The sequence below is a fragment of the Actinopolyspora mortivallis genome (genome assembly GCF_003001495.1).
Lineage (GTDB): Bacteria > Actinomycetota > Actinomycetes > Mycobacteriales > Pseudonocardiaceae > Actinopolyspora > Actinopolyspora mortivallis_A.
Genome location: NZ_PVSR01000043.1, coordinates 1 through 23,046, shown reverse-complemented (window position 1 = coordinate 23,046; position 23,046 = coordinate 1). Strand labels below are relative to the sequence as shown.

16 protein-coding genes, 1 tRNA gene, 1 pseudogene and 2 CRISPR repeat arrays are annotated in these 23,046 nt (G+C 68.4%); of the genes and pseudogenes, 6 read left to right on the top strand and 12 right to left on the bottom strand.

What is annotated here, in order from left to right; translation table 11 throughout:
- Window positions 1-171: 171 nt before the first annotated feature.
- From CEP50_RS20650 to CEP50_RS17365, 12 genes and pseudogenes are all read right to left on the bottom strand, one after another.
- A pseudogene (locus CEP50_RS20650) lies at window positions 172-550 on the bottom strand (IS481 family transposase); the annotation flags it as partial.
- A 565-nt stretch (window positions 551-1,115) separates the two neighbouring features.
- Entirely contained in the window at window positions 1,116-1,535 is a 420-nt protein-coding gene (gene cas2e / locus CEP50_RS17420) for a type I-E CRISPR-associated endoribonuclease Cas2e (RefSeq protein ID WP_106115015.1), read from the bottom strand.
- Window positions 1,532-2,482: a type I-E CRISPR-associated endonuclease Cas1e gene (gene cas1e / locus CEP50_RS17415; RefSeq protein WP_106115008.1), complete on the bottom strand. Its 951-nt coding sequence runs from the start codon at window positions 2,480-2,482 to the stop codon at window positions 1,532-1,534. The genes cas2e and cas1e overlap by 4 nt, the downstream gene beginning before the upstream one ends.
- Window positions 2,479-3,159 carry a type I-E CRISPR-associated protein Cas6/Cse3/CasE gene (gene cas6e / locus CEP50_RS17410; RefSeq protein WP_106115007.1) on the bottom strand — a complete coding sequence of 227 codons (681 nt, stop codon included), beginning with the start codon at window positions 3,157-3,159 and terminating at the stop codon, window positions 2,479-2,481. Before cas6e ends, cas1e begins: the two co-directional genes overlap by 4 nt.
- A 1-nt stretch (window position 3,160) precedes the next feature.
- Window positions 3,161-3,886 (bottom strand): type I-E CRISPR-associated protein Cas5/CasD, encoded by a 726-nt coding sequence (gene cas5e, locus CEP50_RS17405; RefSeq protein WP_106115006.1) that lies wholly within the window; start codon window positions 3,884-3,886, stop codon window positions 3,161-3,163.
- Complete coding sequence (gene cas7e, locus CEP50_RS17400) at window positions 3,883-5,004, bottom strand: type I-E CRISPR-associated protein Cas7/Cse4/CasC (RefSeq protein WP_106115005.1); 1,122 nt, start codon at window positions 5,002-5,004, stop codon at window positions 3,883-3,885. The genes cas5e and cas7e overlap by 4 nt, the downstream gene beginning before the upstream one ends.
- 2 nt (window positions 5,005-5,006) lie before the next feature.
- Complete coding sequence (gene casB, locus CEP50_RS17395) at window positions 5,007-5,666, bottom strand: type I-E CRISPR-associated protein Cse2/CasB (RefSeq protein ID WP_106115004.1); 660 nt, start codon at window positions 5,664-5,666, stop codon at window positions 5,007-5,009.
- Window positions 5,663-7,309: a type I-E CRISPR-associated protein Cse1/CasA gene (gene casA, locus CEP50_RS17390; RefSeq protein WP_106115003.1), complete on the bottom strand. Its 1,647-nt coding sequence runs from the start codon at window positions 7,307-7,309 to the stop codon at window positions 5,663-5,665. Before casA ends, casB begins: the two co-directional genes overlap by 4 nt.
- Window positions 7,299-10,151, bottom strand: a complete 2,853-nt coding sequence (cas3, locus tag CEP50_RS17385) for a CRISPR-associated helicase Cas3' (protein WP_219905537.1) — start codon at window positions 10,149-10,151, stop codon at window positions 7,299-7,301. The genes casA and cas3 overlap by 11 nt, the downstream gene beginning before the upstream one ends.
- A 277-nt stretch (window positions 10,152-10,428) precedes the next feature.
- Window positions 10,429-11,369: direct repeats of the CRISPR family, unit length 28 nt; unit sequence GGATCATCCCCGCGCCTGCGGGGAGCAC.
- Between the two features lie 127 nt (window positions 11,370-11,496).
- Window positions 11,497-12,027 carry a flavoprotein gene (locus tag CEP50_RS17380; RefSeq protein WP_106115002.1) on the bottom strand — a complete coding sequence of 177 codons (531 nt, stop codon included), beginning with the start codon at window positions 12,025-12,027 and terminating at the stop codon, window positions 11,497-11,499.
- A complete protein-coding gene (locus tag CEP50_RS17375) occupies window positions 12,024-12,671 on the bottom strand; it encodes a hypothetical protein (RefSeq protein ID WP_219905536.1) in 648 nt (215 codons plus the stop codon). Before CEP50_RS17375 ends, CEP50_RS17380 begins: the two co-directional genes overlap by 4 nt.
- 462 nt (window positions 12,672-13,133) lie before the next feature.
- Window positions 13,134-13,865: a CRISPR direct-repeat array (repeat unit 28 nt; unit sequence GTGCTCCCCGCAGGCGCGGGGATGATCC).
- 219 nt (window positions 13,866-14,084) lie between these two features.
- Window positions 14,085-14,157 (bottom strand) — tRNA-Thr (locus CEP50_RS17365).
- 392 nt (window positions 14,158-14,549) lie between these two features.
- Here CEP50_RS17365 and CEP50_RS17360 point away from each other — a divergent pair.
- From CEP50_RS17360 to CEP50_RS17335, 6 genes are all read left to right on the top strand, one after another.
- Window positions 14,550-15,992, top strand: a complete 1,443-nt coding sequence (locus CEP50_RS17360; RefSeq protein ID WP_106115000.1) for a threonine/serine exporter family protein — start codon at window positions 14,550-14,552, stop codon at window positions 15,990-15,992.
- Window positions 15,993-16,249: 257 nt separating this feature from the next.
- Window positions 16,250-17,689: an alpha,alpha-trehalose-phosphate synthase (UDP-forming) gene (locus tag CEP50_RS17355; protein ID WP_106114999.1), complete on the top strand. Its 1,440-nt coding sequence runs from the start codon at window positions 16,250-16,252 to the stop codon at window positions 17,687-17,689.
- Between the two features lie 659 nt (window positions 17,690-18,348).
- Entirely contained in the window at window positions 18,349-20,910 is a 2,562-nt protein-coding gene (gene otsB, locus CEP50_RS17350) for a trehalose-phosphatase (protein WP_106115013.1), read from the top strand.
- A 213-nt stretch (window positions 20,911-21,123) separates the two neighbouring features.
- Complete coding sequence (locus CEP50_RS17345; RefSeq protein WP_106114998.1) at window positions 21,124-21,738, top strand: DUF4178 domain-containing protein; 615 nt, start codon at window positions 21,124-21,126, stop codon at window positions 21,736-21,738.
- Between the two features lie 19 nt (window positions 21,739-21,757).
- Window positions 21,758-22,195, top strand: coding sequence for a DUF4247 domain-containing protein (locus CEP50_RS17340; protein WP_106114997.1), 438 nt, complete (start codon window positions 21,758-21,760; stop codon window positions 22,193-22,195).
- On the top strand, window positions 22,192-23,046 hold an 855-nt coding region (locus CEP50_RS17335; RefSeq protein WP_106114996.1), incomplete at its 3' end, for a hypothetical protein. The genes CEP50_RS17340 and CEP50_RS17335, both read left to right, overlap by 4 nt.

The window sequence follows — 23,046 nt, the reverse complement described above, 5'->3', positions numbered from 1 at the left end:
CCAAATGATCGTTTTTACCCTTCTCGCGGTTGTCCGTACGTGGATTAGGTGCGATTACACCCCATGTCCTGCTGCTTCTGCAGTCTGCGACTCGCAGACTCTGTAAGTCGTGGAGGGATTAGCGAATATGTGCTGCAGGGACTAGTTGTAGGAGGCCTGGACGTTGGCCAGCGCGGTGATCGCACGCGGCAGGCGATTGGACGCGCCGGTGGGATCGAGAAACCGCCGCCGGTTGAGCCAGAGAGGCCGCAGGTGATGGCTCACGGCGCGGCGACTGAGCTTGGTGCCCTCCTATTTGAGCTCAAAGGCGATGCGACTTGCAGAGTATGTGTGTTCCCAGCGCAGCGACTCGCTCCGGGGATGGCCTCGGATGGGGGCACGGTGGGCTGTCGGCGGGGTACCGAAGCTCGTTCTTGCAGGCTCAGCTCCGCCGTACTTGCGGTAGCAGTTCACCCATTTCAACGGCGACACGGGCGATCGGGCGGTGCTGGCAGCGTTTAACGAGCCTGCCGCGACCTTCGGCGACCAGCGGGGCATTACGGCGGGACATGGACGGGTCCTTCTGATCGGTGGACGAGATACTTGGCTGTTCTCATCCTGCCGCCAAAAGAACCCATCCCCTTCACCCACCTCGCTTACCCCGGTGTCAACAACGTCATGCCCCGCAACAACGCTCCCGGAGGTCGCCAGCGTCGCAGGAACGGGACCATCCCCGCGCCTGCGGGGAGCACTGAGGAGGCCACCGCATGACCAGCCAGCTCGCCGGATCATCCCCGCGCCTGCGGGGAGCACGCAGCGTATCGGGGATTTCTGATTTGCTCCGGAGGGATCATCCCCGCGCCTGCGGGAAGCACTCATTATTTTTATCCTACTTCACATCGTGGACACGGATCATCCCCGCGCCTGCGGGGAGCACCCGCTTCCTCTGTTGTGATCTCACTGTTATCACGGATCATCCCCGCGCCTGCGGGGAGCACACCTACGGAGGAAAACCACTTAATTCTACTCAGTGGATCATCCCCGCGCCTGCGGGGAGCACACTTGATGACCAGGCACTACACAGCGCCCTCAGTCATTTTTGCTTCACTTTTGTCGGACGGTTCGGTCATCACAGGCTACTTCCGTTTGAACTTCCTGCGCCCCTCCCGACGCTTCCACACGGTCTCGGAGTTGATCGTGGGTGCTGTGTCGGTGTGGGCGGGCTTCTTCTGTTGGGACAGCGGCTTGTGCGCGGGCACCTCGTCAGCGGGCACGTAGTCGGGCACAGTCCGCCGACGCATCAGCTTCACCCCGTCGTAGTCGACGGGAGTCCAGTCGTGCCCGTGAACTTCGAAGGACAGTCGCTGCTCACCCTGCGTCGAGTGGACCATGATCGCTCGCCCGTCGGCCGCGAACTCGCGGATGCGTTCCCACAGCTCCTCACGGACACGGGCGGAGACGTTCCCGACGAACACGCCGGGGCTGATCTCCAACAGCCAACGGGTCAGATGTCCACGCAGCCCGGGTGGGACAGCGGTCAGCACGACGACGGTTATGACGCACCTCCGTAAGAAGTTCCGCCCTGCACGTCGTCCCCGCGTTCGTCCCACAGCGAGATGACGTCGAACTCGAGGTAGTCCTCGGGCAACTCGTCCCTCTCAGCGGGGCTGAGCAGCAGTCGTTGGATGTCGGCGGCACAACGCGCCAGCAGCTTGCCGCCGTAGAAGGCGTCCCGCAGCAGTCGGCGGGTTTCACCTCCCACGTCCATCGCCGTCTCGGCCGCCACGTCAAAGGCGATCGGGATCGTCAGCTCCGCCTTGTACAGGTCGGCGATGTCGTAGACGAACGATCGGTGGTGACCGGTGTGGACGAACCCCAGCGCCGGCGAGCAGCCGAGCGCCACGATCACCGAGTGCACCACGCCGTACAGTGCGGAGTTCGCGGCGGAGAGAGCCTGGTTGACCGGATCGCCCGCTTCCCAGTCCTCCGTATCGTAGTTTCGCTTCGACCAGGGAACCCCGGTGCGCTCGGACTGCCGCCGATAGACGCGCCGGATGCGTGCCCCTTCCCTGCCTCTGAGCTGCTGCATGGTGAGTTCCGAAACGTCTTCCGAGGGGAAACGCATCTCGTACATCGCACGTGCCACCCGCAGTCGCGATCTGCGGTTCGTGACCGCTTCGGCCTGCGACTCGGCGAGGCGGGAGGAGCGGGCCGGTGAGACGCCGTGCGCGTAGTAGCGCACGCCTTGCTCACCGACCCACACCACGGTCGAACCGCTGTCCGACATCAGAGTGATCGCCTGATGCGTGACCGTGGTGCCCGGCCCCAGCAGCAGCACTCCCACGGAGGAGGCCGGGATGTGGACCGTCCCCCTCTCGTCGGTCGCGGTGATCGCGTTGCTGTCGCGGTTGACGACACACCGTTCCAGGTAGAGGAACGAGATCCTGTCGACCGCGCGGGCGAGCTCCCGCGGCTGAGTGGGCCGCTTCCCGATCGAGGTCATACCGAGCCTTTCCGCGGTGGCGGTGCCAGGGTGAGCAAGCCGCAGCCGTATGCCTTCGCCCGGCCGATACCGAACGTGAGGGCATGACGCAGCGCCGCGGGCTCGGTGACCTCGAGCTGCCCCTCGAAGGTCGCCGTGGAGAGGGTGACCCGGCTCCCGTTCCGCTCGAAGCGGCGCGTTCCCCGCTCGACGACCGCGAGATCGGGGACCTCCTCGCCGTCGGAGCCAGTGGTGACGAGTTGGAATCCCAGTCGCGGGATTCGGTCGAGCAGCCACTGCTCCTGCTGTTCGACCGTGACGTGGGGAAGTGGTTTCGTCTCGGTCCACTCCTCTCGCCTGGCGGAGTGCACCGGGTTCGCCGTGAGGCGGAACTGCCAGTGCTGGCCCGGACGCAACGAGTCCAACAGCTCGTCGTACTCGCGGGTCTGCCACGCCTCGGTGGTCGGCCAGCCCACCTGTTCGACGATATGGGTGAAGTCGGGTTTCCCCGGACTGGCGGTGTAGAGCACGACCCGGTGCTGGCCGTAGGTGTCCAACCGCCACAGCACCCGCCCTTCCTCGGTCGGGCCGGGATCGGCGAATCCCGCCTGAACGGCGGCGTGCATCGCCTGCGGCGAGCCCAGCAGCTTCCGCGCTGCTCGCCGTCTCGGGTTGAGCGGCATCTTCGTCAGAAACACGTCAACCTCCCAGACTCGCCATCGGGTCGTGCTCCTCGGTTTTCTCGGCGGTCCCCTGCGGGTTGTCGATCTCGACGGTTTCGCGCGTGATGGTGCGCCAGGTGTGCTGTCGCCGGTTCGGGTCGAAGCTGACCGGCATGTCCCGCACCAGTTCCCCGTCGGCTTCGTCGGGGTGTGCGTCGCGAACGGTGGTCAGACGCACCGTGTTGGCGTGGTGTCTCCGCTGACTGCGCGTGCTCGCCATCCACGGCAGGCTCGCGAGGGCCTCTTCCAGTGTGTGGTCGTAAACCCCCAACGCCACCGGCCCCGCGGGGGGACAGGAGCGCCGACCAAGGTAGAGCGGGAACTCCGGACTGCGGACGGCCTCGTCGATGTCCTCGACCAGGCGGCGCTCCCCTTCGAGAACGGCGAGGAACACGGCGTCGGAGACGTAGTAGCGCTGCGACAGCGGCAGCGACGACCAGCTGGTGGTGCCGTCCTTCTCCTTCTTCGGACGTTGCGCCGTCTGGAAGTCGCGGAGCAGCTGTCCGGGCTGGTCGATACGGACCCCGAACCTCAGGTCCGTCAGTTCCTCCAGCGGGTCGGTGCGCCGGACACCCTTCGCGGCCGCGACCATGCCGATCACCCCGCTCTTGGTGGGGGCTTTCTCCGTCTCGCGCCGCACGAACCGGCTGCGGGAGCCCCACGCCTGCAGTGGTCCGGCCAGTCTGAGAGCGACCACGGTCATGAGCGCTCCCCCACCCGTGTCTCGACCAACTCCCCGAGCCGCGTCACCATGTCGGTCAGCGACACGTTCGCCCCCAGTTCGTCGAGGTTCGCCGTGTCGTCTCCGACGCGGGTGACCCAGCCGTCGAGCGGCCGTTCCCCGTAGGCGCGTTCTATCTCCTGGGCTTCCTCGCGCAACGCGTCGGCCGCTCGCTTGACCCGCCCGGAGCGCTCAGACTCCCGCACCGGGTTCTCGAAGGCTCCCACGAGGTTGATGGGCTGGCTGTCCCGTACCAGCACCACCACCGCCTCCGGCAACGTCCGATTGGCGAAGGTGTTCTGCTTCCCGGAGGGCATCGAGCGGACGAAGGATTCCAGGAACGCCTCCACCGCCCTGCGGACGGCCGTGGTGTCCCCGAGGTTGTCGGCGAGCCGGTTCACGTCGACCGTGGCGTAGCGGTAGAGGGTGGAAGAGTTGAACTCGACGGTTCCGATCATGCCGGCGCCGGTCTCGTGGTCCTGGTTCCGGTCGTCCACCGCGGTGTAGTAGTCGAACTCTGTTTCCACCGGGTGCACGCTGATCGCGTGCGCCACCTGGGCCGCCGCGTCGACGTTGATGTCGGCCTGGTCGGCCACCATGCGACCGAACAGCGCGATGTCGACGGAGTGCTCCCGGTCGGCCAGCTCCTTGACCTTGGCGTCCTTGAGAGCCTTCTTCACGTCGTCGGCCTCGGCGGCCTCGATCGCGGCGCCGGCGAGGTTCTGGATCTGCCGCCTGCTGAGGAAGAGGAGGTAGCCGGACTGCGGGACGGTTTCATCCTTCGGGATTTTGACCTCGATCCCGATGGCCTTGACGGTCTCGTTCGCCAGCTCCGTCGCCCTGCTTCCGAGTTCCGGAGCACGGGTGGTGATCTCCTCGGCAAGCAGCTCCACGACGCGCTTGGTGCGCGTGCCCAGCTCGGAGCGATCGAGTCGGGAGTCGAAGTCAACCCTGGTGGAGCGCTTCCACGCCTGGCTGGAGACCCGGGAACGACGCACCCCTCCGTAGGTCGCCGTCTTCGGGCTGCCCGTGTCGTCGCGGTTGAGGTTGCTCGGTGGCACGGTCTGCAGCACGTGGATGTCGATCAGGGTACGGCTCATGATCACTCCTCGGTGTTCTCGTCGGTGGAGTCGTTTTCCTCGTTGTCACCGCCGGTGGCGCTCTCGGCGCTCGTGCGGTAGAAGTCCCGCCCCCAGGCGAGCCGTACTCGCTTGGCCCGTCCGGGAGTCAGCAGACCTGTGAGGTCATCGGCCAGCCGCGCGTAGTCGAAGCCCTCGCGCTCCGAGCGGAGCTGCGTGATGAGCCCCCGGATGTGGACGAGCACTTCGTCGACGGACTCGGCCGTGGAGACCGCCATGAACCTGTTGGTCACGGCTTCCTGGCTGCGGGTGTTTTTGGAGCGCAGTTTTCCCACGGCACGCCCGAACGAGGTTCCGGGCTCGTGCACCGCCACGGTCAGGGACTGCTGGTGCAACGCGAACAGGGTGAAGGCGGCGTGGGACGCCTGCTCGGCCCTGCTCGGTTCGTCCCGGTCCCAGCTCAGCGCTTCCGGGACGGAACCGATGGTCAGCTCCCAGATCTCCGGGACACTGCCAGCCGGTTTCCCCAGTCCGCGACGCAGCCGGGCGAGGTCGGCCTTGGCCGCCGGTTCGTCCCGCAAGTACTCCTGCTGCAGCCGGGAAAATCGCTTGTCCAGTGCGTAGCCGAGCTTGCCCAGCCTCCGCTCCGAGTTGGTCTTCGGGGCGGTCTCTGTCGAGGTCATACAGCTTTCTCCAGTGCTGTGTTCTCCGAACTCGTGCGGGCCAGGGGAAGCGCTTTGCGCAGCGCCGCCCTGAACCACACCTCCGCGATCGCGACGTTCACCAGGCGGTTCTGGATGGTTCGCCCGTTCCACGCCGCCGGTGCGGCTCCGTCGACCAGTTCGTCGGTGATGGGGGTGGTGGCGGAATCGACGATCCGCTGCCACTCGGCACGGGCCCCGGCAAGGTCCGTGCTCGGGCCGAGTTCGGCCAGCCATGCGCGATAGGGGGATTCGAGAGCCGCGTAGAGCTGTTCCCGCGCCCGGTCACCCGCGCCGGACCCGGGTGCCGCACCCGCGGCTTGGGCGATGTTCTCGGCGAAGCTCCAGATCGCGGTGCCGACCTTCTCGGCGTCGGCCACCGCCTCGGTGGCGGTCTGGCCCGCGGCGGGGCTGTCCTGGCGCAGCAGCACCACCGACAGCGGCAGCACGTCGTCGATGATCTCGCTGTAGGTGGCGCTCTGGGCGCCGTACTCCGCACCCAGCACACGAACTCGGGGGACGTACGTCTCCGAAAGCTTGCCTTCGGAGGTCAGGTCGCCGAGCCACTGCAACACACCGGGTGCCAGGTACGGCTGCGAATCGCCGCTGCCGATCCGGCGTCCGGAGATCGAGGGGAGCATGGCCGCGATTCCGCGCCACACCGACCGGTTGGGGTCGTGCGTCTGCGGCATGTAGACGGTTTTCTTGAACTTCTTGGACTGCGGCTCGCTGTAGCGCCAGGCGGTGTGCGGATCGAGGCTTTGGCGGTTCTGCGGCTGGATCCTGTCGCCGTTGGCCAGCAGCACCCCGGTAACCCCGTCGCGGTCCCCGGCCAGTCGGATCCGGCGGGTCTGCCACGTGTACAGGTCGATCGCCCCGTTCGGTGGCCGGTCGTCCTGGTGTTCCGGACCGTCCGGTTCGCGTTCCCACGGCGGCACGTCATCCTTCCCGCCAATGCGGACGAAGGTCTCGACGTCGCGAGAGACGAGGTTGAGCAGCAGCGTCTCCCTCAGGTTCGCGCCCTGCGGCAGCACACCGCCGAGCTGTCCCGCCCAACCGGTGCCGATCGGATAGCCCCGGCCTCCCTTGACCTTCGGGTCCCCCACCGCACCGGACTTGATCCCGGAAGGATCGAAGGCGTGGGTGTGCACGAGCCAGCGGGCGGCCTCGGCAGCGTCGATGCGTCGCAGACTGGCCGCCGAGCGGCTGGTGAAGTACGGCTCACCGTTGGGCACGTCCGCCACGATCTTCTCCAGCCCCGAGATCTCGTTCTTCGCGGTGCGCAACGAGGCGACCTGGAAGAACGGGGCTTCGGTGTCGAACAGGTCGAATCTGTGCCGTACTTGCCGGGCGTAGTCGTGGATGCGCTCCAGCGGCAGCTCCTCGGCTTCCCAGAGCTGTTCCCACTCGTCCTGGTCCCGCGGGCCGTCGACAGCGCGGTGCAGGAAGGCCAGCAGCAGTCGGGTGATCGCGAAGCCCTGGGTGGGAACCTCTCCGTCGACCATCCCCAACCACGGAGCTCGCTCGAAGGCGTCGAGGATCGAGACCTGCTGCTCACGACCGCTCGAATCGAGCACGGTGATCCACGGTTCGTCGAGCAGGTTGAATCCAGTGTCAGTCGGCATTGTCGTAGACCTCCAGTCCCGTCTCGGGGGTGTAGCGGACCTGTCGGTCGGTGATGCGTCCCCAGCCGTGCTGGTCGACCAGCAGGACGGGCAGCTGGTAGATGAGCGGGGACTGCTCCCACGCCTCGGGGGTGGCCTGCCAGAGTTCCTTCTCGGCCTCGGCGTTGCTGAACGCCAGCGGCAGCCGCAGCGAGCACGAGGCCATGACCTGGGCGAGGTCGTCGGCGGGGGTCTCCTCGCGAGGGACCGGGAGTTTCCCGGTGCCCCGTGGCAGCCAGTCGGGGGTGAACCAGTTCCCGGCCGCATCGTGCTGGAGCAGCATCACTTCGAGACTGGGAGCACCGTCGCGGACCTGGCCCTGCCCCTGCGAACCGTCGTCGGTTTCGCCCGCGTTGGCCGAGATCCAGCCGATGATGGCCTTTCCCGCCTTGGTCGGCGCCGCGATCTGGAATTCACGAGCCTTGGACTCGCGTTCGTCCGAGTACTCTCGCCACTTCTTCCACGCCTCGGAGACGGCTTCCTGCCAGTCTTCGGGTTCGACCTGGTCGTGACCGTAGGCACGTTGCACGAGCGTGGCAATGTCCTCCGGAAGCACGATTCCACCACCGAGGTGGGGTCGGAGCACCGCTGCCGAGCGGAGCAGCCAGTACGTGCCGTAGATGTGACGAGCGGCTGCTTCCTCGAGGACAGGCGGCCCCTGCGTGAGATCCACACCCGCGAGGTAGGCGTGCGCCGAACGCAGCTTCGCCGGGCGATCGCTCTGCTCAGCACCGCGCTGGTGCCGGTGCAGCCGTCCCATCCGCTGCAGCACGAGATCGACCGGGGCGAGATCAGTGACCAGCAGATCGAAATCGACGTCGAGTGACTGCTCGATCACCTGCGAGGCGACCACGACGCGTCGATCCGGCCGCCGCACGGCCCTGTCCGGAGCGCCGAACTCGTCGAGCAGCTCACTGTCCTTGCGCATCCGGTCGGCCGTGACGAACCGGGAATGAGCCACTGTGACCTCGCCGGGGAACTCCCGCTCCAATCGCCTGGCCGTCTCCAGCACCCGGCGAACCGTGTTCCGGACGACCACGGCGCAGCCGCCCTCGGACAGCGAGTCCCGCAGCAGCGAGGTCAGCTCGTCGAGATCGTCGTCGACGCTGCCGCCGAGGGCGTGGAGCGACACCTCGGTACGCCGCCCCGACGGTTCGACGACCTTCGTCCCCACCCGGTTTCCGTCACTCCAGCTGAGCAGCGGATAGCCGGGATCGCCGTCCACTTCGTCCGGAAAAGCCGCCGGTTCCTGACCGCCCGCACCGCCAGGCCCGTACTCGCGCCCTTGCTGGTAGGCCTCCAGCAGGGCATGACGTCGCTCGGCGGGCAGGGTCGCCGACAACGCGACCACCGGAACCCGGTAGGCCCCCAGCCAGGTCAGCACCTTGGTCAAGTAGGAGTTCATGTAGACGTCGTAGGCGTGGACCTCGTCAAGCACGACCACCTTGCCCGCCAGCCCCAGGTGCCGAAGCATCAGATGCCGCGACTTCAGACCCGCGAACAACAACTGGTCGATGGTGGCGACCATGAAGTTGGCCAGTTGGGACTTCTTGCGGCCCGACAGCCAGGAGTGCGCCACGACCGCGTGTGATGTGCGGTGACGTTCCTCGTCACAGCCGACCTGGGAAGGGCGTCGGCCCTGTCGGACCAGACCCTGGAACAGCCGGTTGAACCTGGCCTTGCCATGGCTAAGGGTGACAGCGCCGCCGACCTGCTGGTCCTCGGCTCCCATCGCGTCCAGCCAGTCGACCACGCGGTCGAACATGGCGTCGCTGGTGGCCTGGGTGGGCAACGCGACGAGCACTCCACCCAGCCCCCAGCGCGCCGCCACGATCTCGGAGACCCCGAACGCCAGTTCGGTCTTGCCCTCCCCCATCGGGGCTTCGACTATGATCAGCCCGGGTTCGGACACGGATCGGGCGAGCTCACAGGCAGCGTGCTGCACCGGGCGTGGCTGGGCGTCGTCGGGAAGCTGGAACCGCGTGCGGAACAGCTCCGCCACGCTGTCCGCCCCACCGGACGGGCGCCACGGTTCCGGTAGACGCAACTCACCGAGTGCCCGCTCGATGCGCTCGGCGTCTTCGGAGACCTCCGGCAGCTCACCGCTCAAGAACGGCAGCAGGTCCTCGTTGCTGGCGATCCAGTCCGAGACGATCACCAGAGCCGTGGTCAGCACCTGGAACGCCGCCGAGAGCTTGAGCTCCCGCCACTGGTCGAGACGTTCGGCAGCACCCGAACGAACCGCCACGCGTTCGAGCAGTTCCCGCTGAACCTCGCTCCACGCACCCGTGCCGTAGAGCCCCGGAAAGTTCGCCGGGGTGTTCTCGGAATCGGCATCGAGCGGAACGCCGTGGTGGCTGCCCAGCACGATGCCCCACGCCCTCGCGGAGCTCTTGCGCCATCCCTTTCCGACGAGCCATCCGATCAGCAAATGATGCCCAGTGACCGTGTGGTGGGCGAGCTGCCGATCGGGAAGGTCCCGTTTCGTCGTCGGCATGTACAGCCCCAACTCGCGCATCCGTTGCGCGAGCCCCGTGTCCTGCACCGCGAAGGCCGGTGTCGCCTTGCCGACATCGTGCGCACCAGCCAGAAACATCACCGCACAACGGGCAGCGGCCGCATCGCCACCGAACTCCGCCGCCAACAATCGGACCACACTGGACGCCAGCCAGTGGTCGAACAGCCGGCCCGCGACATCGGTCGCATCGTCCATGTGCCGCCACAGCGGCAACCAATCCCCTTCGGCGTTGGTCGACTTCGCCCACACCGCACGAGCCGACTCGCTCAGCTCCAACTCTTCCAACTACCCCATCCGATCGTGAACCGCCGGGAGGCGGAACCTCACCATTCACGGGGAGTCAAACACGAACCACTGACAGCGATACGGGGCTTCACGCCAACCACCGGAAAAATAGTGTCTCACGTCACAAAAATCCATGAGTATCGGTGCCCGCGCCGAACGGCGGAAGACACCGAACCAAGGAACATCCCACGAAGCCACCACCAGCCGACCCAACTGCGCTCCAGCCCTCCGAGCTGGAAAACCGGGTTCAGCGGAATCCTCTGTCCAACACCAAGCGGGGGCATCCCCGCGCCTGCGGGGAGCACTCGTCGAGGAGTTCGAACGGGGTGCGGGACCGCGGATCATCCCCGCGCCTGCGGGGAGCACGCAGGGCATGCCCTGGCCTGTGTCCAGGCCGGGGGATCATCCCCGCGCCTGCGGGGAGCACCGCCACCGGTGCACGGCCCGCCAATCCTCAGACGGATCATCCCCGCGCCTGCGGGGAGCACGACGGCCCCAGATTCGGGGCAATCCAAGCAAACGGATCATCCCCGCGCCTGCGGGGAGCACCTGTCCCCCTCTGTGACCAGGTACAATGTCCCGGGATCATCCCCGCGCCTGCGGGGAGCACCCGGAGGTGCTCCGGAGGGGGAACCGGGATCTGGGATCATCCCCGCGCCTGCGGGGAGCACTCGTCGAGGAGTTCGAACGGGGTGCGGGACCGCGGATCATCCCCGCGCCTGCGGGGAGCACGCGGCTGACAGACGAGCTGCTATCGGCACCAGGGATCATCCCCGCGCCTGCGGGGAGCACTTCCTCCATATCCTTCGCGATGCTGGCGATGAGGGATCATCCCCGCGCCTGCGGGGAGCACACCTCCGGACTCGGGGGGATCGTGGTCGATTACGGATCATCCCCGCGCCTGCGGGGAGCACGCGGCTGACAGACGAGCTGCTATCGGCACCAGGGATCATCCCCGCGCCTGCGGGGAGCACCGCCACCGGTGCACGGCCCGCCAATCCTCAGACGGATCATCCCCGCGCCTGCGGGGAGCACTCGTTGGACCGGAGACAGACTTGCCGGATTAGGGGATCATCCCCGCGCCTGCGGGGAGCACCCGGGCGGTGAGGCCGTCGTACTCGACGACGAGGGATCATCCCCGCGCCTGCGGGGAGCACAGTGTGCGGGTGGACTACGACCTGGCGCAGCGGGGATCATCCCCGCGCCTGCGGGGAGCACACTTGATGACCAGGCACTATACAACCCGACACAGCAAAATAGCTTCAGTTTGTGTCAAACAACCACCACCCAAACCTACCCCCACACCACACCCCACGACCAACAACCACCCGCTCCCTGACACCACTTACACCCACCCAAGAAACTCAACGACTGCCGTGTTCCAGGCGAAGGTGGCCAGGCCGTCGGTGCCGCGGCCGGTGAGCGTGTCCGGGTCGAGCAGCCGGACGCCGGCATCGGCCAGCAGACGAACGTTGGCCGGGTAGACGGGATGCCGGCGCAGCACGGGTTTCACGCAGGGCGCGGCGGTGGTGGGCACACCGCTGACCAGCAGCTCGTTGACCAGACTCACCGCCAGGGTGTCGCTGATACCGGCCGCGATCTTGTTGAGGCTGTTGAACGTCACCGGCGCGGCCAGTACGGCATCGGCCTGGGGCAGCGGATCGCGCTCACCCGGCAGCCGGGGCCACACACGGACAGGATGACCGGTCCGCTCGGCCAACGCATCGACCTCGACCCAGCTCGCGGCGGTCGGGCTCAGCACCACGCACACCTCGCAGCCAGCCTCGCGCAGCAGCCCGACCGGTTCGGCCAGCTCCCGCACCGGCGGCGCTGCCGTGCCGATCAGATACACCACCGGATTGTCCCTTGTGGTCACTGCAATACCCCCGCACGTTGGGCCAGCGGCCGCAGCCCCGGGGTGGCCGACCGGCGCTCCCGCTTGAGCATCTCCCGCAGCAGCTCCCGCACGATCACGTTGTAGCGCAACGCCTGCGGCGCCATCCGCTCAGCCTCCATCAGAGGGACCACCACCGCCGCGTCCTCACGATGCTGCGAATACGCCCAGGCGGTGTCGATGTGCACCTGCGCCCTCCGGCTGCTCAAGCCTTCCGGAAGCCCCTCGGTGTCGATGCCTTCCGCCAGGGCGATGGCGTGCTTGGCATCGCCGAGCTCGGCCGCCGAGGACACCCGGTGGATGGCCACATTGGTCGGCCCGAACGCGGTCCAGCCGTAGTTGCCGTCCTGCCCCAGCGCGTCGGCCAGGTACTGCGCCCGCCGCAACCGGTCGGTGGCCTCGGCCCGATCACTGCGCCGCCCGGCGATGACCGACCCGACCAGAAACAGCACCCCCTGGTGCGACAGGTCCGACGGGCTGCTGATGATCAAACTCAGCAGGATGATGGCCGTGGCCGCGTAGCGCGCGGACTGGTAACGCCGATGGGCCTCGGAGGTCATACGACTGATCTCGTCCAGCTCACCAGCAGGAACCGAGGACAGCCCGAGCCCCGGACAGGCACTCAACGCCGTGTGCGTCAGGTGGACTTCGAGGTCGCCGAGACCGACTACGTGTTCGGTGCCGACTCACACACCGAGATGCTCGCTGGCATCACCGGACTCGGTGCTCCCTGCGGACGCGGGGAGGGTCCGCGTGATCGGCGGGGGTTGGTGAAGGTCAATCCTGGTGTGTTCCGCGGAGAACGTCTCCGCTTGTGTCGGTGATGAGTTGTGGGATGGTTAGTGCGTTCTCGGGGCCGGTCGACAGGCTGTGTCTACTACGTGCCCGTCCAGGGGGCCTGTGGTCGGCTCGGACGCCCAGGAGTGGAATCCCTCCGAGAGATCGGGCACGATCTCCTCCGAGACGGTGTGGAGGCGTCGGGAGAGAGGCGCAGGAAGTTCAAACGGAAGTAGGCTGGGTGGCAGAGCTGTTGGACAAAACCAAAGCAGAATCGGCTGTGGCCGCGCTATAGTGCCTGGTCATCAAGTGTGCTCCCCGCAGGCGCGGGGATGATCCGCTTCCTGAGACCCCGTTACACCCGCCCCCGCAGTGCTCCCCGCAGGCGCGGGGATGATCCCTCGGTGGCGACCTCGACAGCCCGCCGCATCTCGTGCTCCCCGCAGGCGCGGGGATGATCCCTCGGTGGCGACCTCGACAGCCCGCCGCATCTCGTGCTCCCCGCAGGCGCGGGGATGATCCCGCCCCGGCCGATTCCACGAACGACCGGCACGAGTGCTCCCCGCAGGCGCGGGGATGATCCCTCGGTGGACTACTTCGCTGGATGCTGGCACGCGTGCTCCCCGCAGGCGCGGGGATGATCCCTGGTCGCTGACCGCACGTACCCCAGTGCCGCGGTGCTCCCCGCAGGCGCGGGGATGATCCTCGTCGAATCGAATTCTGATGTCGCCGCCGGTGGTGCTCCCCGCAGGCGCGGGGATGATCCGAGTGGCTTGCTGGCGCACACGGTGCTGGACTAGTGCTCCCCGCAGGCGCGGGGATGATCCGCCCTGCCCGACTACCTGCCCGCCGAGTGGGGGGCGGTGCCCGTGCGGCAGACCCTCACCGAAGAGGTGCTCCCCGCAGGCGCGGGGATGATCCGCCCCGGCACACCGCCGTGCCCACGTCACCCTTGTGCTCCCCGCAGGCGCGGGGATGATCCCCCGCGGTCGCGCAGATGTTCGCCGACGCGCACGTGCTCCCCGCAGGCGCGGGGATGATCCCGTGCGCTCCACGGTGCAACGCGGTGCCGGTCCGTTTGGTCACCGGATCAAGACCGGCCGAGACCCGGACTCGTAGCGCACCGTTCGGCGGTTGATCGATCGTGCCCCGTTGCCGACGAGCGCCCTTCGAACGACGAGCCATGGACCCAGAACAAGGGGTTCTGGGGCGCAAGAACCGACGAAGCGGAACCCCTGAATCAAAATCCCAGGTCACAACGGAGCCGCTGAGGGGACTCGAACCCCTGACCATCCGCTTACAAGGCGGGTGCTCTACCGACTGAGCTACAGCGGCACGCGTGTCTGATCGCACGCCCCTTCCATCCTAATCCCCCGCCGGAGCCCTCTCGGGCACCGGTCCCGCCACCGCGGCACCCTCACCGACCTCACCGGAGACCTCCGATCAGGCATCCCACGATGCGGTGAATCGCACTCTCGTCGGACCGGGAACGCGTACGCTCGGGTGTCGGGGCGAAGCACCTTCCTTCGTTCCTTCCCGCGGAACGACGTGCACGAACGCGCGCTCGACCTCTCCACTTCCCGCCCCACCGGGGCGATCGGTCGCCGAAGCCGGTGACGGACGACACCATTCGCAAGTGCAACAGTGCGCCCGTGGAGGCCGATTCCAGGGGTGAACAGCGCGGTCGACGTTCCACGCGCAAGGCCAGGCAAGGAGGCACAACAGCAGTGGGAATCACGCAGCGCGCACGTGGTGTGCTGCGGCGGCGCGAACCTTCCGAAACCGTCGGGACCCGCAACGTCGTCTACGGCCCCTCGCTGCCGGACGACTCCACGGTCCACCTCGTCCTGGAACTCGCCCTGCGCATCGGGGAGATCCAGATGGCCAGCGGCGTGGGCGCCTCCGACGTCAGCGCCACCATCACCAGCGTCACCGACGCCTACGGCCTCCCCCACTGCGAAGTGGACGTGATCTACACCTCCATCACGGTCTCGTGCTACCGGGGAACCGAGAACCTGCCCATCACCTCCCTGCGGGTGGTCCGCAACCGTTCGCTGGACTACACGCGCCTGGCCGAGGTGGAGAAACTGATCCGCCGCATCACCTCCGGTGAGCTCACCACCTCGGACGCCTACGCCGAGCTGGAGACCATCGCCAGGGCCACCCACCCCTTCCCCCGCTGGGTGGCCACCCTGGCCTGGGCCGGGATGGCGGCCGCGCTGGCGGTGCTGCTCAGCGGAGGCACCATCCCCCAGCTCCCCCTGATCGCGGCCGGGGCCACCGCCCTGGTCGACCGGGTCGGCCGGTTCCTCAACCAACGCGGCCTGCCCATCTTCTTCCAGCAGACCGTCGGCGGGGCCGTCGCCACCAGCGTCGCCCTGGCCTTCTACGCCACCGGGGTGCTGCCCAACGCGGCGCTCGCGGTGGCCGCGAACATCATCGTGCTGCTGTCGGGCATGACCGTGGTGGGCTCCATGCAGGACGCCATCACCGGCTACAACGTCACCGCGGCCGGACGCATCGCCGAACTGGCGCTGACCTCGGCCGGGCTGATCTCCGGTGTGGTGCTCTCGCTGTACCTGGCCCAGCGCATCCTGCCTCCCGAAACGCTCGGCGGCGGGCTGGACCTCGAACAGGCCGGGGGAGGTGTGGTGCTGCTGCCCGGACTGCTCAAGCTCCCGTTGCAGGCCATGGCGGGAGCCGCCACCTCGGCCTGCTTCGCGCTGGCCAGCTACTCCCCGCCCCGCCCGCTGGTCGCGGCCGGGGCCGCCGGCGCCATCGCGGCCAGCATCTTCCAGCTCATGGCGCTGGTCCAGGTCAACACGATCCTCGCCTCGGCGGTGGCCACCACCATCGTGGGTTTCGTGGGCGGCGTGGTCGCCCGCAGGCTGCGCATCCCCGCCCTGGTGGTCGCGGTCTCCGGTGTGGCGCCGCTGCTGCCGGGTCTGGCCACCTACCGGGCGCTGTACGAGCTCTCGGTGCAGGGCAACCCCACCGGACTGTCCACCCTGATGGGGGCGGCGGCCACCGGTCTGGCCCTCGGCGCCGGCGTGGTGCTCGGTGAGTTCCTCTCCCAGCCCGTGCGCACCGGCCTCGGCCGGCTGGAACGTCGCATGTCCGGACCGCGCATGTCCGGGCCACTGCGTCCCACCGAAAGGAGGTTGGACTGAGCATGACCGCACCCGGCATCCGGACCTCCTGGCACGCCGCCACGCGGCGGAACACCGGCCCGCCGTCGGTGACCGGCCCACCGGACCACCGCCGGGGAAACCGCCGGAATATTCCGCGTTTGCCCCGCACATCCCCGGCACGAGTGATCAGGGGCGAGCAGCCCCGTTGCGTCGCTCGAACCACGCGAACCCGATCACGATTGGCTAGTCTCGACAACGGGTAACCGATTTCAGGAACCGACCTAGGAGGCAGACCGGTGACCAAGGGCAACGCGCCCACGAAAGCTGACTTCGTCGTCGTCGCCAACCGGCTGCCGGTCGACCTGGAACGTCTGGAGGACGGGACCGAGCGGTGGAAGCACAGCCCGGGCGGGCTGGTCACCGCCCTGGAACCGTTCCTGCGCGCCCGGCAGGGAGCATGGGTCGGCTGGCCCGGTGTCCCCGACGTCGACGTCGAACCGTTCACCGACGAGGACATGCGGCTGTACCCGGTGCGGCTCTCCTCGTCCGAGTTCCGGCAGTACTACGAGGGTTTCTCCAACGCGACCCTCTGGCCGCTGTACCACGACGTGGTGGTCCCCCCGGTCTTCGACCGTTCCTGGTGGGAGGCCTACCGCCGGGTGAACCGCAGGTTCGCCGAGGCCGCCGCCGAGGTCAGCTCCGAAGGGGCGACCGTGTGGATCCAGGACTACCAGCTGCAGCTGGTCCCGGCGATGCTGCGCGAGCTGCGTCCGGACCTGCGGATCGGCTTCTTCCTGCACATCCCCTTCCCGCCCGTCGAGCTGTTCATGCAGCTCCCGTGGCGCACCGAGATCGTGCGCGGGCTGCTCGGGGCGGACCTGGTCGGCTTCCACCGCCCGGGTGGGGCGCAGAACTTCATGTGGCTGGCCCGCAGACTCGCCGGGTTCGAGCCCAGTCGCGCCCAGGTGGGGGTGCGCTCCCGCCCCGGAGTGGTGCGGGTGGGCGACCGGGTGGTGCGCGTCGGCGCCTTCCCCATCTCCATCGCCTCCGGCGAGCTGGACCAGCTGGCCCGCACCAAGGAGGTCCAGCAGCGCGCCAAGGCCATCCGCGCCGAACTCGGCAACCCGCGCAAGATCATGCTCGGCGTCGACCGGTTGGACTACACCAAGGGGATCGACGTGCGGCTCGACGCCATGTACGAGCTGCTGGCCGAGGGCCACGCCACGGTGGAGGACGTGGCGATGATCCAGGTCGCCACCCCCAGCCGGGAACGCGTCGAGCACTACAAGCAGATGCGCGAGGACATCGAGCGCAAGGTCGGCAGCATCAACGGCGAGTTCGGGCGGGTCGGCCACCCCGCCGTGCACTACCTGCACACCTCGGTCGACCGCAAGGACCTCGTGGCCTTCTACTGCGCCGCCGACGTGATGATCGTTACTCCGGTGCGTGACGGCATGAACCTGGTCTGCAAGGAGTACGTGGCATGCCGCAACGACCTCGGGGGTAGTCTTGTCCTGAGTGAGTTCGCGGGCGCGGCCGCCGAACTCACCAGCGCGCTGCTGGTCAACCCGCACGATCTGGACGGGGTCAAGGACGCGATGCTCGCGGCCCTGAACATCGATCACGCGGAAGGCCGCCGTAGGATGCGTGCATTGCGTAGGCAAGTGCTCACGCACGATGTCGACCGCTGGGCGCGGTCGTTCCTCGAGGCGCTGGGGGCTTCGCCGACCGGCTAGAGTAAGCGACGGCAGGCTTAGAGAGGCCTTTCGGAATGTTCTCGGTGGAGTGCTCGGCCTCCGCGGGGCGATGGGCTCCGGGCAGTGAGCTCGACGCGCCGCGACACGGCGGAGCACGCGGGGAGCGCGAGCGCTCCGTGTCCCGCCGCGAACCCGCACCCCTCCCCCGGAACCGCGCCCGCCGAACCGGGTCCGGGTTCCCGGAGGACCTCTTCGGCGCCTCCACGGCACGTCTCCTCGGACGGGCGGAACACGGCACGGCCGGCACGGGGCACGTTCCCCGGGCCCACCGGGTCCGTGCTCCGTTCCCGAGCTGCGGGGCGCCCGGAACGCCTGCCGTCCCGAAGCACGACGCGGCTCGGGAGAAACGCCGCCCGCCGAACCGGACCGGGTACCGGGCCACACCCTCGACCCGGAGAACCGGAACGCCCCACCGGGCAGTGCACCGTCCGGGCGGAGGACGGCCCACCGGGCACGCGAGCCGACTCCGGAACAGACTTTTAGAGCCGGCTGAACCATCACGTCAATAACGACGCACCGGATCGACCCGCGGGGGTCACCGTGTGAGGAGGCCACCCCCGACGGGGCCGACGAGCACACCTCCACCAGGGTCGATCCCGCCCTCATACCAACCCGACGACCTCAACAGGAGTGTGGCGTTGACCGCCGAAGCCCTCCCCGCCGAGCTTCGTCGCATGATCGTGCAGCTCGCGCGCACACCTCGGCTGCTGGTCGCCTGCGACTACGACGGCACCCTGGCACCGATCGTGGGGGATCCGAGCCAGGCCAAGCCCCTGCCCGAATCGGTCCACGCGATGCGTTCCCTGGCGGCGCTGCCGACCACCACCACCGCGGTCATCTCCGGCAGGGCGCTGCGTGACCTGGCCACCCTCTCCCGGCTTCCCGCGGAGGTCCACCTGGTCGGCAGCCACGGTTCCGAGTTCGACGTCGGATTCGTCCACGAGCTGGACCCGGACACGACCCAGCTGCGCACCCAGCTGCAACGCAGCGTGCAGGACATCACGCGGGACCAGCCCGGCGTCATCCTCGAACCGAAACCCGCCAGTGTGGCGATACACGTGCGCCGCGCCGATCCGGAGGTCGGCGAGGCGGTGCTGAACGAACTCCGCTCCGGCCCGGCCACCTGGGAAGGTGTGCAGGTCACCGAGGGCAAGTCGGTGATGGAACTGGCCGTGGTGGAAACACACAAGGGCAACGCCTTCGAGGCGCTGCGCCACCAGGTCGGCTCCACCGGGGCGATCTTCCTCGGCGACGACGTCACCGACGAGACCGTGTTCGGCACCCTGTCCGGCCCCGACATCGGGATCAAGGTCGGCGAGGGCGACACCCTCGCCCACTACCGCGTGGCCGACACCACCGGGGTGGCCACGGTGCTGGCGATGCTGATGGAGGAGCGCCGCGCCTGGCTCTACGGGGAGCAGGCCCCGGCCATCGAACGTCTGTCCATGCTCGCCAACGAGCGCACCGTGGCGCTGCTCACCCCGGACGCGCGTGTCACCTGGATGTGTCATCCGGGGCCGGACTCGGCGGCGGTGTTCGCCGACCTGCTCGGCGGCCCCTCGGCCGGGCACTTCTCCGTCAGCCCGGCCACGCCGCAGTACGACAACGGCAACGGTTCTCCCCGCAGCGTGCTGCCCCTCGGTCAGCGCTACGTGCCGGGAACGATGACGGTGGAGACCCGCTGGTCCCGGCTGCTGGTCACCGACTACCTGGAACACGGCCGGGACGCCCACCACACCGACCTGATCCGGGTCATCAGCGGCAGCACCCGGGCCGTGGTGGACTTCGTGCCGCGCCCCGAGTTCGGGCAGGTGCCGGTGCGGCTCACCGCCGAGCCCGGCGGGTTGCGGGTGCACGGAACCTCCGAGCCGATGGTGCTGTACTCGCCCGGTGTGCAGTGGCGGATCAGCTCCGACGGGATGCACGAGGCGGCCCAGGCCGAGCTGGAGCTGTCGGAGGACTCCCCGACCGTGCTGGAGCTGCGCTGCGGCACCGAGGAACTCGCCCCCTCGGACACGCCCGAGCCCCAGCGGCGCACGGCGGCGAACAACTACTGGACGACGTGGTTGGAGCAGCTGCGGCTGCCCGAGGTGGAGCCCGACCTGGTGGCGCGTTCCGCGTTGACCCTGCGGGGACTGTGCAACACCGACACCGGCGGGATCATGGCCGCGGCCACCACCTCGCTGCCCGAGGAGATCGGGGGGGTGCGCAACTGGGACTACCGCTACTGCTGGCTGCGGGACGGCGCGATGAGCGCCCGGGCGCTGGTCTCGCTCGGCTCCACCGAGGAGGCCGAGGCCTTCCTCGACTGGCTGCACCGGGTGATGGACAGCCTGCCCGGTCCGGAACGGCTGCACCCGCTGTACTCGCTGGCCGGGGGGACCCTGGGTCCCGAGGCGGTGATCGACACCCTGCCCGGTTACGCGGGTTCCCGCCCGGTGCGCGTGGGCAACCTGGCCGACCAGCAGGTACAGCTGGACGTGTTCGGCCCGGTGGTGGAGCTGGCGGCCGATCTGGCCGTGGCCCGCGGTGAACTGCGCGAGGCCGACTGGGAGCTGGTCAAGGGCATGGCCGAGGCGGTCTCCCGCCGGTGGTTCGAACCCGACCACGGGATCTGGGAGGAACGTGACGTGCCGCGTCACCACGTCTACTCCAAGGTGATGTGCTGGGTCACCATCGACCGGGCACTCAAACTGGCCGCCCAGTACGGGCGTTCCGCCGATCCGAGCTGGATGCAGCTGCGGGAGCAGATCGCCGAGGACGTGCTCAAGAACGGCTGGCACCCGGACGTCCAGGCGTTCACCACCGCCTACGAGGGCTCCGACCTGGACGCCGCCTCGCTGCACGTGGGGCTCTCCGGGCTGATCGACCCCGCCGACGAGCGCTTCCGCTCCACGGTGACCGCCATCGAGTCCGAACTGCGCAGTGGTTCCACCGTCTACCGCTACCGCAGGGACGACGGTCTTCCCGGCACCGAGGGCGGGTTCCACCTGTGCGCCACGTGGCTCGTCGAGGCCTACCTGCTCACCGGAAGGCGCACCGAGGCCGAGGAGCTGTTCCAGCAGCTCGTGAACAACGCGGGGCCGACCGGGCTGCTGCCCGAGGAGTACGACCCGATCGCCGAGCGTTCGCTGGGCAACCACCCACAGGCCTACTCGCACCTGGGACTGATCCGCTGCGCCCAGCTGCTGTCCGAGTGACGCCTCCGGCGTACTCACGAGACCGGTTCCGTCGCCCGGCCGGAGAGGGCCCCTCCCGGCCGGGCGATGTTGACCGGGTGAAACCACGCCCCGTGGACATCCTCACTCCCGAACACGGCATCATTTCCTCCGAACGGAGGACAAACCGAGCGCGTGGTGGTTAGGCTACCGCGCGACCGGTGAGACCGTGGACATCCACAGCAAGGGGCGGCAGTGAACATCTTCGTGATCCTCCCGATCATCGTGGTGGTCCTCGTCGTGGTCGCGGTGGTCGTGCTCGTCCTCGCGCGCCGACAACGTTCCGGGCACACGCCAGAGCGGCCACGACCGCAGGACCCCTTCGCCACCGGAGACCAGGACGCGCTGCGCGGCGACCCGCGCCGCCTCAAGGCCGGGGACATCGTGGAGATCCGCGGCCTGTCCTACACCGTCCGCGGGACCCTGCGGCTGTCCGAGGGCAGCTGGCACTGGGCGGAACACCTGCTGGACGACGCCAAGGGCACCCAGGTGTGGCTGTCCGTCGAGGAGGACCCGGACCTGGTCCTGGCACAGTGGACCCCGCTGGAGGACACCGACCCGCCTCGACCCGGTCCCTCCCGCCTCGAACTGGGCGGGCGCACCTTCCGTTCCGAGGAGTCCGGCTCGGCGAACTTCCGCAGCGAGGCCACCACCGGACTCGACGAACGCGGCAGCGTGCGCTACCACGACTACGAGTCCTCCGACGGCACACTGCTGGGCTTCGAGTCCTTCGACGGGGCCGAGTGGGAACCAGCCCTCGGCGAGGAACTCAGCCGTTACGACGTGCGCGTCTACCCGGCTTCGGAATGAGAGGAGCCGGACGACGGCGATGAAACCGAAATTCTGGTTCGCCATCGCGGCGACGGCGGTGGTGCTCGGGCTGCTCGTCACGCTGGTGACGGTTTTCTCCACCGGAACCGGCCCACGGGGCTACGTGGCCAAGCACTACACCAGGGCGGAACGGCTGGACCGCCCCGGCGACGACGACAACCGGGCCTACACCAGCCGGAAAGCACCGAGCAGGGTGGCCAACTCGGTGGCCCAGGCCTGGGAACCGATCACCCAGTACACGAACGAGACCGGTGTCTACCTGCGTTACAACGACGACGCGGTGATCGTGCAGCCCCGGAAGCGGGGCTCGGTCATCCACGTGATGGACCTCGACCAGGCCTACCGCCACTACCACCACGTGGTCGGGGGCGCCTGGGGGTGGACGAGCCCGCACGGGCGGAGTTTCCGAGGGGGAGGTCCCGGGTCGGGTAAATGAGCGACGAACAGAGAATAACCAAAGCCGTATGCGGATGCGCGGGACTGCTCGTCTTCGGGGTGCTCTCCCTCTTCGTCACCCTCGCCGTCACCAACGGTTTCGGCGACCCGGGTGAACAGCGTTTCTGGGGGAACGAGAGCAGCAGGTACCACGCGTACGAGACCTACTCGGGCACGGCCATCCCCCGGTTCACCCGAACGGAGTCCGAGAAACTGTCGCAGGAGCTGGTGGAGCCCGCGCGGCGCTACGGCTTCTGTTTCGGGTGGAAGCTCACCGACGGCGGCGACGGGATGTTCGGGCGGAGTTCGGTCGGCACCGGCTCAGGCAGCGACCAAGGAGGGTCCGCCCAGGAGGACGGTGACCACGACCGGGGGTCCAACCGGGGCCCGGAGATCCCGGCCCAGGTCTGCGACAAGTGGGTGGAGCTGCGGGTGACCGTGGCCTACACCTCCAGCACCAGCGAGGACTGGAGTGGAGTGGCCATCGAGGTGGCCCACTCGCCGAACCTGTCCCTGAACACGCCCGGCAGCAAGGACTTCGCCTCGCTCGGCATCACGGCGAAGTCCTTCATCGAGACCCCGGTGGACACCACCGGACACGCGGTGCTGGCGCTGCCGCTGCTGCTGAGCGAGGACAACCCGGAACTGCCGAGGATCCAGCCGGAAAGTGCCTCCGAGCAGCCCCGGGAAACCCTTCCCCCCGGGTCGAGTCCCGGCTGGATCGGGCGGGGACTCTGGTTGGGAGTCCTCGGGGTGATCGCCGTGGGCAGCGTGGTGGTCGGTGTGATCGGACTCCGTCGACAGGGGTCCGGGCCTTCCGAGGGGCCACCACCTCCTCCCCCGCCGCAGAAC